Origin of the sequence: Niveispirillum sp. SYP-B3756, from assembly GCF_009495745.1 — a bacterium.
Classification (GTDB): Bacteria; Pseudomonadota; Alphaproteobacteria; order Azospirillales; family Azospirillaceae; genus Niveispirillum.
Genome location: NZ_WIDQ01000003.1, coordinates 74,125 through 89,709, shown reverse-complemented (window position 1 = coordinate 89,709; position 15,585 = coordinate 74,125). Strand labels below are relative to the sequence as shown.

Sequence of the window (15,585 nt, the reverse complement as noted above, 5' to 3'; positions counted from 1 at the left end):
ACATACGACTGTGTCGGCCAAGACACAGTTTTGGCATGAGCAGGCAATGATGGCACCGACACCCACTGGCATGTGCCCTCATCCCCCATCCTGATCGGGATCATTGGTATGCCCCCGGCGGTTCAGCACTTCCTGTTGAAGCAATCGCAAGCGTGCCAGATCGGCCTCGCTGAAGGTTTCAGCGAAACGTCGCTCGGCTTCCCGCAGTTCCTGCTGAAGCAATGTCACCTCGGAGCCTAACCAAACCTCCTGCCAGCCACTCTTCGCCGCTTCGATGGACGCTCCTGGTTGCGCAAACTTCGGCGCGTCTGCACTCAGCAGACTATCCAGCGTCTCTTGAAAGCCGCGCAGAGACAGGTGGCGCTTCAAGCCCTCCGCGTCAAGTGCTGATTCGGCCGTCAGACATGCAACAAGTGCCTGACGGAGCATTTCCAGCGCCGGATCGCTGAAATCCGCCTGGCCCAACAGCTCCCCCACCTGTTCGAACAGGGCGGGATGATGCAGCACGGTGACCAGCAGCCAGCGTTCCCGCCGGCGCGGATCGGTCAGGATGGCGCCGCTGCGATGGCTTCTGTCCCACAAATGGCTGACGGGGATTTCACCCGGACGCTGGCGGCGCGGGCCACCGCCAGCGCCGAAGCCGCGCGAACCACCCTCGGCAAAGCCCGCCCCCCGGATGGCGGCGCGCAATTTATCGCGCAGGGCAGCGCGGTAATTATACTGCACCGACTTGTCGGCAATAGCGTCGGTCAACTGGTTGATGGTGCTTTCAATGGTCAGCCGACCTTCCGCCGTGCGCGGTTCATTGCCTTGGCGGGCATATTCCCAGATGAAATCCTCCAGCGACAGGGCCCGATCCAGCACCGCCTCAAACGCTGTTTTGCCGCCACCCCGGATCAGGCTGTCCGGGTCTTCCTTTTCCGGCATGAAGGCAATGCGGGCCGATACTTCCGGCGTCAGCACCGGCAGGATACGTTCGACCGCCCGTTGCGCCGCCCGCCGGCCGGCATTATCGCCATCAAAGCAGAGGATGGGCCGGCGACGTCCCTCCGGTGCCAGTTTCCACAGCTCCTGGATCTGGGTTTCCGTCAGGGCGGTACCCAGCGGTGCCACCGCCCCCTCAAACCCTGCCAGAACGCAGGAAATCACATCCATATAGCCTTCGGTGACGATCAGGGACTGACCATCGGCCGCCGCCTGCCGCGCCCGCGACATGCCATAGAGAATGTGCCCCTTATGGAAGAGCGGATTTTCGGCCGAATTGATATATTTCGGCCCGTCCCCTTCCAGCACGCGCCCACCAAAGGCCACCACCCGGCCCCGCCGGTCGGTGACGGGGAACATCACCCGGTTCCAGAAGAAATTGCGCACCGCCTTGCCGTTTTCGGGCCGTTTGAACAGCCCGACCTCGATCATGTCGGCCTCGCCATAGCCGGCCTCCGTCAGCACTGCATAAAGCCCCGCCCCGTCCTGCGGGGCATAACCCAAACGGAAGCGGGCGATGCCGTCGCCATCCAGCCCGCGCCGGCGCAGATAATCCAACGCCATGCGGCCGCCATGGCTGAACAATTGCTGCTCGTAATATTTGGCCGCCCGTTCCACCAGATCATAGAGCGATTTCTGCCGCTCGAACCGTTCACGCTCCTGCGGGGTGGCCTTGGGCACCGCCATGCCCACCTCACCCGCCAGATTCTCCACCGCCTCCATGAAAGAGAGGTTGTCATAGCGCATGACGAAACCGATCTGGTCGCCATGGGCACCACAGCCAAAACAGTGAAAAAAGCCCTTCTGGTCGTTGACGTAGAAGCTGGGCGACTTCTCATTATGGAAGGGACAGGGCGCCTTGAATTCCCGCCCGGCGCGGATCAGGCGCATACGTTTTTGCACCACCTCCGATACGGAAATGCGGGTACGTAACTCTTCCAAAAACTGCGGCGGCAGGGCCATGTGAAGGCGGACTTCCCATCAACGGGCAGACAGATCAGCCGTTGACCATACAACATGCACCAGCCGCCGCGCCATGTGGCAGCGGACTTATCCCCAGGTTGCTGAGTTATCCACAGCCCATCGCTTCAATGAAGCAGGATGGCGTAATCACCGATGACCTGGAAACCCAGCGCCAGATAGGCGCGCCGCGCCGGCTCGTTCTCCTTGCCGGTGAACAGCACCGCCAGCCGCGCGCCATCATCGCGGGCGGCCAACAGGGCACCGGCAACCACAGCACGGGCATAACCCCGGCCCCTTAAGTCGCGCGGGGTCCAGACCCCGCCGATCTGCACCGTATCCGGGATGCGGGCATTATGGGTGGCCATGGAGAGAATCGCCCCATCGGCCCCGGTCAGCACAAACACGTCGCCCGTTTGCACGCCGGCAGCGATATCGGCTTCTGCCTGCGCCCGCAGGGTGGCATCCGGCACTGCCTCCAGCGCCTCCACAGAATAATCCACCCGCCAGCCGGCCAGCAGGGGAATATCCTGCGCCGTCGCCCGTCGCCAGTCACAGGCACCGCTGCTCAACAGGGGTGGGACGACCAGCCGATCCAGCGACAGGTCGAACAGATCCTCCGCCCCGCCCCGCTGGAAGGATAGTTCGGAAAATGCTTCCGCCACAGCCCTTGCCGCCGCCAAGGGCCCAACCAAGCCGCAAAGCGGCCGATCACCATCCGCCATCAGATGGCGCGCCAGTTCCACCGCCAGCACAGGCGGCGCCTGGATCAGCATATTGCCGTTCCAGCAATGGGCGATGACGCCGACAATATCGCCCTCGGCCGTCAGGGCCGCCGCATAACGGCCGTGGAAGCGCCGCCCCTGATCCACCAGCCCGGCACGGCGCAGGTTGGAGCGCAGGAATAGTGACGTGGCCGGGTGGCCGGCCAGATAGGCATCCAGCCGCCCCTCATCCCCCGGTATCAGCCGAGCGATACGTGTCAAAGCGCCCTCTCTCAGCTCACCAGCTTTTCGCGCACGATGGCGCTGGCCTTGGTGAAATCCATCTGGCCGGCGAAACGGCCGCGCAGTTCGGCCATCACCTTGCCCATATCCTTCACGCCGGTGGCACCGATCTCCGCGATCAGGGCGGCAATGGCCTCCCGCGTCGCCGCCTCATCCAATTGCTGGGGCAGGAAATTCTCAATGACGGTGATTTCTTCGGCTTCCTGCTGGGCCAGCTCCTGACGGCCACCCTGCTCATACATGGTGATGCTTTCACGGCGCTGCTTCACCATGGTCTGCAGCATGGCCAGGATTTCGGCATCGTCCACACCATCCATCTGGCCACGGCCACGGGCGGCAATATCGCGGTCCTTCAGGGCGGCGATGATCAGACGCACCGTGGCAACGGTGCGCTGATCCTTGGCGCGCATCGCATCCTTCAGGGCCTCGTTCAGCGTCTGACGCAACATGACATACCTCGGGGTTGATCCAGAAAAACAGGGGCGAAGAGTAAACAACATAAGCTTCAAATGCCAGCCATTCGGAAACCCCAGTAAGAAACCCCTGTATGTTTGCCCCCTGCATGGTGACGCTTAGCAGGGGCGCGCACAGGTCGGGTTGACCGCTGTAACGCGATTGTCTATTTCAACGCCCGAACCGTTCCGGCCCCGGCCGGCGCGCGGTATCGGCGCGACCTGCCATAACCCAGAGGGTGCGAACCCAGCGGGTGACGGATGGGGCGCGACGCCCCGCGGGCAGGCCGCCCCGCTTTTCAGCGGGTGGCCAACCATTTTTGGGTGCCCGCCCCCGGGCATCGCCACTGATCATAAGGTACGCCGCCGATGACCGACACCCCGTCGATGGGTTCCCCCACCCACGCGCCCGCCCCGACCGGAGCCACTGGCGTTCTGGTTCTCGCAGACGGATCGGTGTTCTGGGGGCGCGGCATCGGCGCCGCCGGCCATCGCGTGGGTGAGGTATGCTTCAACACCTCCATGACCGGCTATCAGGAAATCCTGACCGATCCGTCCTATGCCGGCCAGATCATCACCTTCACTTTCCCCCATATCGGCAATGTCGGTACCAATCCTGAGGATATCGAGACGCTGACGCCGGTGGCGCGCGGCCTGATCCTGAAGGCCGATGTGACGGAGCCGTCCAACTGGCGCGCCACGCGCCATCTGAATGACTGGCTGCAATCGCATGATGTGGTCGGCATCAGCGGGATCGATACCCGCCGCCTGACCCGCCGCATCCGGGATGTTGGTGCCCCCAACGGCGTTATCGCCCATGCGCCCGATGGCAAGTTCGACCTGGAGGCGCTGCTGGCGCTGGCCAAGTCCTGGCCCGGCCTGGAAGGCATGGATCTGGCCAAGGATGTCAGCACCCGCCAGAGCTATGGCTGGGATGAAAGCATCTGGTCGCTGAAGGAAGGCTATGGCAAGCAGACCGAGCCGAAGCACCATGTCGTGGCGATCGATTTCGGTGCCAAGCGCAATATCCTGCGCTGTCTGGCGGCATCGGGCTGCAAGGTGACGGTGGTGCCGGGCGACACGCCCGCCGCCGATATCCTGGCACTGAACCCCGATGGCGTCTTCCTGTCCAACGGCCCCGGCGACCCGGCCGCCACTGGCACCTATGCCGTGCCGACCATCAAGGCCATCGTTGATAGCGGCAAGCCGGTGTTCGGCATTTGCCTGGGCCATCAGATGCTGTCCCTGGCCCTGGGTGGCCGGACGGAGAAGATGGAAAAGGGCCATCGCGGTGCCAACCATCCGGTGAAGGATCTGGCCTCGGGCGTGGTGGAAATCACCAGCCAGAACCATGGCTTCGTCGTGCTGCCGGAAAGCCTGCCGGACACTGTGGAAGTGACCCACGTGTCCCTGTTTGACGGCACCAATGAAGGCATCCGCCTGAAGGGTCGCCCGGTCTTCTCCGTGCAATATCACCCGGAAGCCAGCCCGGGGCCGGAGGATAGCCACTACCTGTTCAGCCGCTTCATCGATGCCATCGAAGGGCGGTATTGAGGTGAGCGATTTTACCAGGGCGCTCCGCCTAGGTGAACTGAACCGTCCGTCCGCCATGCCGGACGGGCTGGCCGCCCTGGTGGGGCAATGGCCCGTCATCCAGCGCTCCCCCGGTGGGGAGGCGCTGCTGGATGAACGTGGCCTGCTGCGGGTCAGCGACCGCTGGAACCTGCCCGATGGCAGCTTCCCCACCGACACGCCCATCGCCAGCCATGGCGGCTGGGCACTGGGCCGGCTGACTGGTGATGTCTGGCAGTTGGTGCAGCAGGAACCGGCCCTGCCGCGCGATCAGGCCCGCGCCCTGCTGCGCGAACGGACCGAACGGCTGCTGCATGGCCGCCGCTGGACCGGTGCCGACCTGGAAGCGATGGACAGTCTGGCCAAGCAAGCCCCCCTGCCGCTGGCCGAGTGGCTGGCCGGTCAGGAAGGCCGTGAACGCTCGCTGAAATCGCTGCTGAAGCTGGAACTGGTACGCCAGGCGGATGGCGACCACCCTGCCCTGCCTGCCGCTGTACGGGAACGCATCGCCGATGCCCCCATCCTGTGGCAGGATGAAGATGGGGCGGAGGTGGTGGCCGATGTGCTGGCGCATAGCGCCCGCCGTATGGAAATCGCCGCCAAGCGCAGCACGCGCAATGACCGCCAGCGCGGCGAGGATTTGCGGTCCAGTCTGGCGGAGGCTGTCCAGGCGTCCTTCCCGCTGATGCCCCATGATGTCGCATCGTCGGTGGCGGCCCGGCTGGCCCCGGTTGCGATCAAACTGGGCCGCCGCCCCGCGACGCAGGCCATTGTTGATTGCGTGGCGGAACTGCGCCTTGAACGTTGGCGTCAGGTCATTATTGGCGACCCCCGCGTCGCCGCCCGCCTGCAGGACATGCTGGTCAAGGGTGACAATAACCGAGCCCGCAAACGCTATCGTGATCAGCGGGCGCTGGAAAAGGTCGCCAAGGAAGTGGCCGAGTGGCGGGGCGAGCTGCCACCCGTCACCTCCCGCTGGCTGGATTAAGGTTCAGTGCCCTGCCGCCGGCAGGGCCAGCCCCTTCTCCGCCATCACTTGGCGCAGCAGGATGGGATCGTCGGTGATGATCCCATCCACCTTCCAGTCGATCAGTTGGCGCATGGCGGCGGCGTCATCGACCGTCCAAGGCAGCACCTGAAGGCCCAACGCCTTGGCCTGGGCCACCAGTTCCTTGCTCAGATTGCGGTAATAGGGCGACCAGACTTTACCGCCGGCCGCCTTCACCGCCGCCGGAACGCTGCCGCCATGGTCCGCCGGGGCGAAGCCGGCCGTCCAGGCCGCCGCCTTCGGCCCGGTCACGTTGCTTTCTTCCGGATCATCGATGGTCAGATAGGCGGTGGGGATGGCCGGTGCGATACGCTGCACCACCAGCAAGGTCCGCCAGTCGAAGCTCTGGATCGTCACGCGGTTTTCCATCCCGGCCTTGCGCACCGCCTCCACCAGCGTGTGGGCAAACTGTTCCGGGTCCACCGTGTCGGCCGGTGCGGTCGGGTCGATCTTGGTTTCAATGTTGAAGCGGACCTGATCGGCCCCCTTCGCCTTGACCAGATCGAACAGGCTGGCCAGGGTGGGAATGCGGGTACCGTCAATCGACTGCTGCCGGCTGAACCGCTTGGCATAATCGCTGTCTGGGCGGATGCGGCCCACATCATAGCGGCCGATTTCTGCCAGAGTCAGGCTGTGCCAGGAAGGCGTCGGCGCCGTCACCCATTGCCCATCGGCCCCACGGGCCAGATGGGTATCCACGTGCCGCTCATGGGCAATGATCAGGGTGCCGTCCTTGCTGATGCCGGTATCCAGTTCCAGCGTCGTCACACCAAGAGCAATGGCATTGGCAAAGGCCGGCAGGGTATTTTCCGGCCACAAGGCGCGTCCCCCGCGATGGGCTTCCAGATCAAAGGCCCCCGCCGCACCGGACAAGAGCAGGGAGGACAGGGCGACCAGCGCCAGACGCTTGAAAGACATCAATTTTCCACCATCAACCGGATCATCCGTCAGGGTGCTGACTGTAGCGACCGGCAAAAGGGGGTGGCATGAAGTTTACGTGAAAACTCAACCACCCGTCGCCCATTGGCGTGTCAACCCATAGGCCTGATAATCCTCCTCCACCTCCGGGTCGAGTTCGAGGGCGGCTTGCAGATCGGCCTCCGCCAGGGCCGCCTCTGCCGGGTCTTTGCGGGCCAACCACAAGCGCGCCAAGCCGCGCATATAGAGCGAGGGCGCCATATCAGGCTCTTTCGCCAGGGCCATGTTGAAAGCGGCAATCGCCTCTGCCGGGCGCCCCAGCCGCAGCAGCACAACGCCCCGGCTGTCCAGCGCTTCGGCGAATTCTGGGGCTTCGGCAAGCGCCGCGTCGCAATTTTCCAAGGCCTCTTGCAGCTCTATATTCCGTGTCACCCGCACCCAGCAAAGATGGTTGAGCAGGCTGGGCGAAGGCTGCTTTTCCGCCAGTTCAACCAACATGTCCCTCATATCGGCCGACCGTCCCGCCGCTTCGGACAAGTCACCCCGCAAGCGCATCAGCATATCGGCGTCCGGATAACTCTCCAACAGCGTATCGATTTCCGCGATGCCTTCATCATAGGCGCCATCCTGGATACGCATTGTCGCCCGCATGTCGATAGCGCGATCAAAACCCGGCATTTCAACCAGCACGGCGGCTAGGTCGTCATAGGCCCCCTTTCGCACCCGGTCATCAGGATGGTGACTGCGCGCCTGGGCGCGGCGCATATGGGCGGCGGGCGAGGGTTGAAGGGCGATGGCACGGTCATAATCTGCCAAGGCCGCGTCCAGCTCTTCCAGATGATAGAGCAGATTGGCCCGCGCCAGACGCACATTGGGGTCATCTGGCCACAGCCAGATCCGCAGATCCAGGAAGGACCGCTCCAGCCGGTCCAAAGGGCCCGGCACCTCTTCCGCCACCGCAGCCGGCACGCCCGCCAGAAAGATGCCTGAAATGACCAAAGCCAAGATGTGACGTCGCATGGTTCCTCCCGTCTCAGGATGCATCAGGGCAGGAGCAATGAAAAGCCCCCGCACCATCGGGTGCGGGGGCCAAACAGGAAAGCTTTGTATAAAGTCGGGCGGCAGCCGGACGAACGGCGGACCTCCCGAACCTGATCAGGCGCTGCGCACCTGGGCCAGAAACTGATCGACGGTCCGCCCCAACTCGCCCGACTGGCGGGCCATGTTGCGCGCAGCACCCAGCATGTCGGTCGCCGACGAACCGGTCTGGTGCGCCACTTCCTCCAGGCTTTCGATATTGCGCGTCACTTCCATCGTGCCCATGGAGGCCTGCTGGACATTGCGCGCAATTTCCTTGGTCGCCGCGTCCTGCTCTTCCACCGCACCGGCCACCATTTCGGAGATGTCGTTGATCTCGGCAATGGTACGGCTGATCACAACGATGGCGTCCACGGCCTCCTTGGTCGCGTCCTGCATCGTGGTGATCTGGCTGGCGATCTCTTCCGTGGCCTTGGCCGTCTGGTTGGCCAGGCTCTTCACTTCAGAGGCCACGACGGCGAAGCCCTTGCCGGCTTCACCGGCGCGCGCCGCCTCGATCGTGGCGTTCAGCGCCAGCAGATTGGTCTGGCTGGCAATGTCGGAAATCAGCTTCACTACGTCGCCAATGGACTGGGCGCGCTGTGCCAGCGATTGCACGGTGCCATTGGTCTTCTCGGCGGTCTTGGCGGCATCGCGGGCGATGCGGGCCGAGGTATTGACCTGATTGCTGATCTCCGCCAGCGAGCCGGCCAGCTCTTCAGTGGCGCTGGCCACCGACTGCACATTGGCGGACGCCTGCTGGGTGGCCGCAGCCACGGCGCTGGTCTGAGCGCGGCTTTCCTCAGCCGACGCAGACAACCCCTCGGCGGTGGACTGCACCTGACTGGAGGCGCCAGAGATTTCCGAGACCACGCCCTTGACGGAGCTTTCGAAGTCGGATGCCAGCTTCTCCATGGCCGCCTTCTTCTCGACGGCAGCCTGACGTTCCGCCTCCTCCTGGCGACGACGCAGATTGTCCATCTCCATCGCGTTGTCCTTGAAGACCTGCACCGACTGGGCCATGGCGCCGATCTCGTCACCGCGCTGGGTACCGGTGATCTGTACCGTCAGATCGCCAGACGCCAGTTTGGACATGGCACCCTGCATGGATTTCAGCGGCGTGCCGACGATCTTCTGCAGCAGTATCACCAGAATGCCGATCAGCACGGCCAGAACGACGAGAGCGATCAGGGTGTTGCCCATCACCGCGTCGGCAATGGAGGCCTGCAGATTGGCCCGGCTCCATGCCACGGTCAGCGTGCCCACCTGATCACGGTTGGCACCGGCGCGGACGGGGGCCTGCACAACCAGGAAATCGCCCAGATCCAGGATTTTCACATCCGTTACCGACTTGGCGATCTGCGCCTTCGCCGGTTCGAACGGAATCATCCCCGCCGGCAGCGGTTTGTCCTTGCTGGGATATTCGATCAGCGACTCACCATCGCTGTCGAGCACACGCACAAAGGCCAGGCTGGTGTTCTTGGCCGTGGCAAGGTCGGCATAGCTGTCGGCGATGGCGTCGGCATTCTTGAAACGGACGGCGGCAGACATCTGCGCGGCCATCATTTCCGTGACCTGGCTTTCCGAGCGCTTGGAAAGTTCCAGCATCGACGAACGCATGGCAGAAGCGCTGAGGGCGATCACGGCGCCAAGACCGATAATGATCGGTATGGCAATCGCAAACGTGATCTTCCGGCTGATCGACCAATTACTGAACAGCCCGCCAGACCCGGCCGGAGCGGGGCTACCGGCCGGCCGCATGGTCCGATTAAAATTGCTCATCTCGACTAACCTTTCCTGTCCTTCTCAGCAACGCAACCTGCTCCACTCAACCTTCCCTTGACGGATGGCACGGCGGACCATGGCATCCTCTTTACGCGCCCTATTATTGTTTGGGCACTGTCGGCTCCCACCGGGCAAACAAAACCAGGATTGCATAAACTTTTATATTAATCCCACCATCCCAAAGTGGGATTGGCGCTTGCCCTGGCACCATCCTTTCGAATAGGTATAAACGAGCTTGTTGGGAAAATGTAGGCGTATCTACTGAATTCGATGCGGAATAGCATTAACGTTCGATTATCCAGCATGTGTTAAGCTTAACCCCTGCGGAAGTTGCCTTCTGGAGGACGCTCTTAACCATTGTTGGTAGTGCGCTGCAGCATTCCGCCTGTACCCGTCAAGTATCGCACTTGCTTCATGACGGTCTTAGGTTAGTACTTTGCAACAAGAAGAGGGGCTGCAAGATATGAAAAAAGCGACTGCGCTGGCAGTGACAATCGCGAGCTTCATGATATCGGGCGTCGCCCATGCCGAGTGCACGTTGAACGATCCGCCGACCGTTCCTGATGGCGCCTCTGCCGCTGAATCCGACATGGTCGCCGCCCAGAAGGCAGTGAAGGCGTATGTCGCCGAAACGCAGGAATTTCTGGCCTGCCTGGAGTTCGAGGGCAAAGGCAAGAGCAGTGGCGACTGGACAAAGCGTTACAACGATGCGTCCGCGCGCATGGAAAAGCTTGCCGCAGACTTCAACAAACAGTTGCGTGCTTACAAATCAAAATAAACCCAGTGTTGAATGGGACTGACTTATCCCGCTTCTGGAGGCCAGCCTGATCCCGGATCAGTGACCCGGGATCAGGGCTTGGTATTCTGCGGCAGGTCGGGGGCAGGCAGATTGGTCAGGGGGCGGTCGTTGGGGGCCGTGTTGCTGTGCCCACCATCTTCCAGCGGCTCCACCGTCACCTTGGGAATCGGTGGCGGTCTGGTGATCGGAGGCATGGCCACCTTGCCGTTGAGATCATTGGCCTTCTTCACCCTCTTGCCATTTACGCTGCGGGGTTCCGCTGCCGCCAGGGTGCTGGCCCGTGAAACCAGATTCGGCAGGGTGGCCTCATCCCAATCCGGCGTCGGGGCGCCTAGGCGCAGAATCACCAGCTCCCTCGCCTTTGAGAGGTAGAGCCGGCTGCCATCCTCCCCCGCCATGAAAACCGTATCCCCGTCGGTGAAGGGTGCCTTGGCGGCCACCGGTCCCTTCGGATCAAAGGGCCAGCCAAGGCGCAGGCGCCAGCCATCATTGCGGGAATGGCCATTCGGTCGCAGCATCAGATCCAGCCACGGCCTGGGCACCAGGGTATCGGCTCCAACCCGCCCATCCTCCAGCAGCAGCAGGCCGGGACGCAGCCAATCGCGGGCCGTCGCCTTCATGCAGCATTGCAGATAGGCGGCACCGGTCCTGCTGCCCGCTTCCAGGCTGGCATCCCGGGCACCCAATGGCTGCCAAAGCGCGGTGGCGAGATAATCCGCCACCGGCTGATGGCGCGCACGGGACAGCACCAGACCCAGCAATTGTGCCTCATAGCCGTTGGGGGCGAAGCGGGTGCCCGGCTCTGCGACCAGTTCAGCGGAAAGCGTCCAGGCAGCCGCATCGGCGCCGGGCGGAACCGCCGGCGGCGTCAGCCCGCTGCTGCCTTCCAGCAGATGGCGCACCGTGATGCGGCCACGGGCGTCGCCGGCCCATTCAGGCAGGTAGCGGCTGATCGGATCATCAATCCCGGCCAGAGTGCCATCCTGAAGGGCAATGCCCGTCAGCAGGGCCAGGATACCCGGCAGCAACCCCGCCGCGTCCAGCCGGTCACCCGGCTGCAGGGCGGGATCATAATATTCCAGCTGCAAGGCCCCCGCCTGCCAAACCAGCAGGGCCTGGCTGTGGCTGCGACGGGCGAAATCCGTCAACGCCTTCACCCCCTCCTCCGACAGGGTCAAGGCGTCCGGATCGGCCACCGGCAGCAGCCCGCCGGGACCGCCCTTCAGCACCGCCGCCATGATCGGCGGCGGTGGGGGGGGTGGCGGCACAGCCACCACGGGGGCCGAAACCCGTTCCCCGCCTGGCACCAGCCAGAGCGCCGCGCCGATGGCGGTCAGGGCAATGGCGGTGGAAGCAAGGATGATACGCCGCATGGGAACCCCGTCGGGTGTGGAAGCGTCAGCTTAACGACGGTGGGTGTAGAGCGGGTATTCCCGCGCATCCACCACTTCCCAGGCGCCATCGGGCTGGCGGCAGAGGAAACCCGTGGTGTGCTGATACATGTCGTCCAGAATCACCACGGAATGGAATTCACGGCAGGGCCGGTTCTGCGCATCATAACCATCGCGCAGCACCTTCACAGCACCGCGCTTGCCGGTCAGCGGGTTAGCCCAGCCCACCACTTGATCCACCGGCTTGGTGCCCATCTCACGCAGCGCCCCCTGGACGGCCGCCAGATCGCCGGCATCCATGATGATGCTGGTGGGCTTGGCCGGCGCAGCTGGCGGCGGCGGCGGAGACGCCGCCTCGGGTGGGGCGGGTGGGGTTTTGCTGGCACAGCCGGCCACCGCCAAAACCATCAGGAAACCTGCAAGACGCCGCATCATGCCTGCCACTTCGATCCACAAGAATAGGGAGCCGCCTGTTTGCCAACCAGCGCCCGGCAAAGCAAGACTGTTAAATGGGTTGGCCCCGCAATCTATGCGGCAAATGGTGGCCAAAGCATGACGGCCCCTGCGGATAGAAGCCGCCGGGCGGACGCCTAAATCGGGCTACCCAGAACGCGCCGGGGCGCGATGGTGTGCTTCTTCAGCCGGGCCCCCGTCGCAGGGTCGACCTCCTCCAGTTCGACCTCGTAGCCCCAGAGATCGGCCAGATGCTGCAGCACGGCCTTGGTCGACGCCTCGTCCAGCAGCACCTGATTCAACACCCGGTGCTCCAGAATCAAACGGCGGTCGCCCACCAGATCGACATCGACGATCTGAATATCGGCCTCCGCCCAGGCAATGTCATATTGGCGCGCCAGCGCGTGGCGCACGGCGCGATATCCCCGCTCGTCATGGATGGCGGCCACCTTCATTTCCGGGTCGCGCGCATCATCGGCCACATGGAACAGGCGGAATTTGCGGATCAGCGCCGGGGAGAGATATTGCAGGATGAAGCTTTCATCCCGGTAATTGGCCCAGGCATCGCGCAACGCCCCCATCGGGTCGCCCCGGCCGGCCAGATCGGGGAACCATTCCCGGTCCTCTGCCGTGGGGTTGCTGGCGATACGCTCTATATCCTGCATCATGGCGAATCCCAGCGCATAGGGATTGATGCCGCTATAGCGCCGATCATCGAAGTCCGGCTGGAACACCACATTGGTGTGGCTGTGCATCGCCTCCATCCAGGCGCCATCGGTCAATTGCCCGCGCTCATGCAGGGTTTGCAGGATGCGGTAATGGCAATAGGTGGCGCAGCCCTCGTTCATCACCTTGGTCTGGCGCTGGGGATAGAAATATTGCGCCACATGGCGGACGATGCGCAGCAGCTCCCGCTGCCAGCCATCCAAACGCGGCGCCTTCTTCTCCAGGAAATAGAGGATATTCTCCTCCGGCAGTTCCAGCATGGCGCGGCGGCGGTCGCGGTCCGACAGCGGGCTGGCCCCGCCCGCCTTCCCCGGTACGGTGCGCCAGAGGTCGTTGAAAGTGCGCTCCCGGTGTTCCTCCCGCTCCCGCGCGCGGCGTTCCTCATTGCGCAGGTCGGGCGTGCGGCGGCGGGGATAGCGGTGGACGCCATGGTTCATCAGCGCATGGGCGGCATCCAGCACCCGTTCCACCGCCGTATGGCCGAACCGTTCCTCGCACTTGCCGATATATTCCTTGGCAAAGGACAGATAATCCAGAATGCCGTCCGCATCGGTCCATTGCTTGAACAGGTAATTATTCTTGAAGAAATGATTATGGCCGAAGGCGGCGTGGGCAATCACCAGCGTCTGCATCGTCATGGTGTTTTCTTCCATGATATAGCTGATGCAGGGGTTGGAATTGATGACAATCTCATAGGCCAACCCGCGCTGGCCGCTGCGATACATGGCCTCGTCACGGGCGAAATGTTTGCCGAAGGACCAATGTTTATAGAAAAGTGGCATCCCGATGCTGGAATAGGCATCCAGCATCTGTTCCGACGTAATCACCTCAATCTGGTTGGTATAAGTATCCAGCCCCAGATCCTGCACCGCCACCTGCTCGATGGCATCATAGACCCGGCGGACCTTGTCATAATCCCAGTCCGCCCCCTGATAGAGCGGTTCGCCGCTGGCGGCAGCGCCGCCGCCCAGCACATTGCCCAGTGATGTGATGATGCTCATGCGCCGGCCTCCGCCTGTTGCGCCACCCCGTCCTTGGCAAACAGCTCCCGGAAGACAGGGTAGATTTCCCGCCGCTGCGTCACCCGGCGCATGGCCAGCACCGGTTCGGCGACTGATTTATAGGTGCGCCAGAGATCGGTTTCCCGCGCCCCGCCACCATAGGCCAGACCGGGCGACATGCCATCCTGCCCCACCTCGATATAGGCGTAATATTGGCAGATCGGTAGAATGACCTCCTTCATCAACTGTGCCGTCTTGCCATTATCGGACAGGGCATTGTCGCCATCGCTGGCTTGCGCGGCATAGATGTTCCATTCCGATGGCGGAAAGCGCGCATCGACCACCCGCTGCATTTCTTCAAGCGCCGTGGACACCACAGTGCCGCCGGTTTCGGGGCTGTAGAAGAAGGTCTCCTCATCCACCTCCTGCGCCTTATGGGTATGGCGGATGAACACCACCTCCACATGCTTGTAACGGCGCGTCAGGAACAGATAGAGCAGCATATAGAAGCGCTTAGCCAAATCCTTCATATGCTCCGTCATGGAGCCGGAGACATCCATCAGGCAGAACATCACTGCCTGGGCGGCTGGGCGCGGGGTGGCGTCGAACCGGTTGTAGCGCACATCCACCGGGTCGATATAGGGGATGCGCTGGGTGCGGCGCAGCAGCAAGGTCAACTCCTCCCGCGCCTCCGCCAGCCGGGCCCGGTCATGGCCCGTGCGTTCCAGATCGTCGATCTCGGCCCGCAGCGCCTTGATCTCCTCCCCCGTCGGGCGGTTCAGCGCGATGCGGCGGGCCAGCGAATTGCGCATGGTGCGCACAAGGTTGAGATTGGTCGGCGAGCCGGAAACGGAATAGCCGGCCCGGTGCCAATCCAGGCTGTCGGTCACGGCCAACTTGCGCTTGGCCAGATCGGGCAGTTCCAGATCTTCCAGGAACAAATCGATGAATTCCTCGCGGCTCAGCACAAAGCGGAATTCATCCTGGCCGTCGCCATCATCAGCCCCTTCATTGCCCTGCCCGCCCCCGCCGCCCTGCGGCGGGCGCTTGATCTTATCGCCGGTCATGAACTCCTTATTGCCGGGCACCACGTAATTCCGCGCGCCACCGGTGGACGAGCGCTGGATGGTCGGTTCCTTGATACCGTCGGGGGAGATGCTGATGTCCCCGCCCATATCGATATCCTTGATGCCCCGCTTGGCGGAGGCATCGCGCACGGCCCGCATCACCTGTTCCTTGGCCCGGCGCAGAAAGCGCTGACGGTTGGCCAGGGACTTGCCGGAAGGGTTCAGGCGTCGATCAACAATGGTGAACAAGGTTGCACCGTCCTTTCACTGGCGCATCCCGTGCTTCCAGAAAGCCAGAAGCGGCGGGAGCCTTTCCCGTTCCTCAACCGCCGGCCGGGATTAGGG

General features: G+C 63.2%; 13 protein-coding genes. 3 read left to right on the top strand and 10 right to left on the bottom strand.

All coding sequences use genetic code 11. The features are described from left to right. Positions 1–78 precede the first annotated feature (78 nt). From dnaG to GE253_RS07430, 3 genes are all read right to left on the bottom strand, one after another. A complete protein-coding gene (gene dnaG / locus GE253_RS07440) occupies positions 79–1,947 on the bottom strand; it encodes a DNA primase (RefSeq protein ID WP_153203517.1) in 1,869 nt (622 codons plus the stop codon). 125 nt (positions 1,948–2,072) lie between these two features. Further along, positions 2,073–2,930 carry a GNAT family N-acetyltransferase gene (locus tag GE253_RS07435; protein ID WP_153203516.1) on the bottom strand — a complete coding sequence of 286 codons (858 nt, stop codon included), beginning with the start codon at positions 2,928–2,930 and terminating at the stop codon, positions 2,073–2,075. An 11-nt stretch (positions 2,931–2,941) separates the two neighbouring features. After that, positions 2,942–3,400, bottom strand: coding sequence for a GatB/YqeY domain-containing protein (locus tag GE253_RS07430; protein WP_153203515.1), 459 nt, complete (start codon positions 3,398–3,400; stop codon positions 2,942–2,944). Between the two features lie 372 nt (positions 3,401–3,772). Between GE253_RS07430 and carA the strand changes: the two genes are divergently transcribed. Both carA and GE253_RS07420 read left to right on the top strand, forming a co-directional pair. Then, positions 3,773–4,957, top strand: coding sequence for a glutamine-hydrolyzing carbamoyl-phosphate synthase small subunit (gene carA / locus GE253_RS07425; RefSeq protein WP_247878539.1), 1,185 nt, complete (start codon positions 3,773–3,775; stop codon positions 4,955–4,957). A gap of 1 nt (position 4,958) precedes the next feature. Continuing rightward, positions 4,959–5,963, top strand: a complete 1,005-nt coding sequence (locus GE253_RS07420; RefSeq protein ID WP_153203514.1) for a hypothetical protein — start codon at positions 4,959–4,961, stop codon at positions 5,961–5,963. Positions 5,964–5,966: 3 nt separating this feature from the next. Here GE253_RS07420 and GE253_RS07415 read toward each other — a convergent pair whose 3' ends face one another. The 3 genes from GE253_RS07415 to GE253_RS07405 form a co-directional block, all read right to left on the bottom strand. Continuing rightward, positions 5,967–6,941: a glycerophosphodiester phosphodiesterase gene (locus tag GE253_RS07415; protein ID WP_153203513.1), complete on the bottom strand. Its 975-nt coding sequence runs from the start codon at positions 6,939–6,941 to the stop codon at positions 5,967–5,969. Between the two features lie 87 nt (positions 6,942–7,028). Further along, positions 7,029–7,961: a tetratricopeptide repeat protein gene (locus GE253_RS07410; RefSeq protein WP_173012545.1), complete on the bottom strand. Its 933-nt coding sequence runs from the start codon at positions 7,959–7,961 to the stop codon at positions 7,029–7,031. A gap of 135 nt (positions 7,962–8,096) precedes the next feature. Then, positions 8,097–9,800, bottom strand: a complete 1,704-nt coding sequence (locus GE253_RS07405; protein ID WP_153203511.1) for a methyl-accepting chemotaxis protein — start codon at positions 9,798–9,800, stop codon at positions 8,097–8,099. A gap of 439 nt (positions 9,801–10,239) precedes the next feature. On the opposite strand from GE253_RS07405, the gene GE253_RS07400 reads away from it, so the two are divergent. Then, complete coding sequence (locus GE253_RS07400; RefSeq protein ID WP_173012544.1) at positions 10,240–10,581, top strand: hypothetical protein; 342 nt, start codon at positions 10,240–10,242, stop codon at positions 10,579–10,581. Positions 10,582–10,652: 71 nt separating this feature from the next. Here GE253_RS07400 and GE253_RS07395 read toward each other — a convergent pair whose 3' ends face one another. The 4 genes from GE253_RS07395 to GE253_RS07380 all read right to left on the bottom strand — a co-directional run bounded on the left by GE253_RS07395 (position 10,653) and on the right by GE253_RS07380 (position 15,489). Then, positions 10,653–11,975 (bottom strand): serine hydrolase, encoded by a 1,323-nt coding sequence (locus GE253_RS07395; protein WP_153203509.1) that lies wholly within the window; start codon positions 11,973–11,975, stop codon positions 10,653–10,655. 30 nt (positions 11,976–12,005) lie between these two features. Then, on the bottom strand, positions 12,006–12,428 hold the full coding sequence (locus GE253_RS07390) for an RT0821/Lpp0805 family surface protein (RefSeq protein ID WP_153203508.1): 423 nt from the start codon (positions 12,426–12,428) through the stop codon (positions 12,006–12,008). Between the two features lie 155 nt (positions 12,429–12,583). After that, positions 12,584–14,173 (bottom strand): SpoVR family protein, encoded by a 1,590-nt coding sequence (locus GE253_RS07385; RefSeq protein WP_153203507.1) that lies wholly within the window; start codon positions 14,171–14,173, stop codon positions 12,584–12,586. Beyond that, the gene (locus tag GE253_RS07380) at positions 14,170–15,489 is read right to left on the bottom strand and encodes a YeaH/YhbH family protein (RefSeq protein ID WP_153203506.1); all 1,320 of its coding nucleotides are present in this window, start codon (positions 15,487–15,489) and stop codon (positions 14,170–14,172) included. The genes GE253_RS07385 and GE253_RS07380 overlap by 4 nt, the downstream gene beginning before the upstream one ends. Positions 15,490–15,585: the final 96 nt, after the last annotated feature.

Coding starts and splice junctions, on each gene's coding strand:
- dnaG (WP_153203517.1), bottom strand. CDS start 1,947: ATGGCCCTGCCGCCGCAGTTTTTGGAAGAGTTACGTACCCGCATTTCC.
- GE253_RS07430 (WP_153203515.1), bottom strand. CDS start 3,400: ATGTTGCGTCAGACGCTGAACGAGGCCCTGAAGGATGCGATGCGCGCC.
- carA (WP_247878539.1), top strand. CDS start 3,773: ATGACCGACACCCCGTCGATGGGTTCCCCCACCCACGCGCCCGCCCCG.
- GE253_RS07415 (WP_153203513.1), bottom strand. CDS start 6,941: ATGTCTTTCAAGCGTCTGGCGCTGGTCGCCCTGTCCTCCCTGCTCTTG.
- GE253_RS07410 (WP_173012545.1), bottom strand. CDS start 7,961: ATGCGACGTCACATCTTGGCTTTGGTCATTTCAGGCATCTTTCTGGCG.
- GE253_RS07405 (WP_153203511.1), bottom strand. CDS start 9,800: ATGAGCAATTTTAATCGGACCATGCGGCCGGCCGGTAGCCCCGCTCCG.
- GE253_RS07395 (WP_153203509.1), bottom strand. CDS start 11,975: ATGCGGCGTATCATCCTTGCTTCCACCGCCATTGCCCTGACCGCCATC.
- GE253_RS07390 (WP_153203508.1), bottom strand. CDS start 12,428: ATGATGCGGCGTCTTGCAGGTTTCCTGATGGTTTTGGCGGTGGCCGGC.
- GE253_RS07385 (WP_153203507.1), bottom strand. CDS start 14,173: ATGAGCATCATCACATCACTGGGCAATGTGCTGGGCGGCGGCGCTGCC.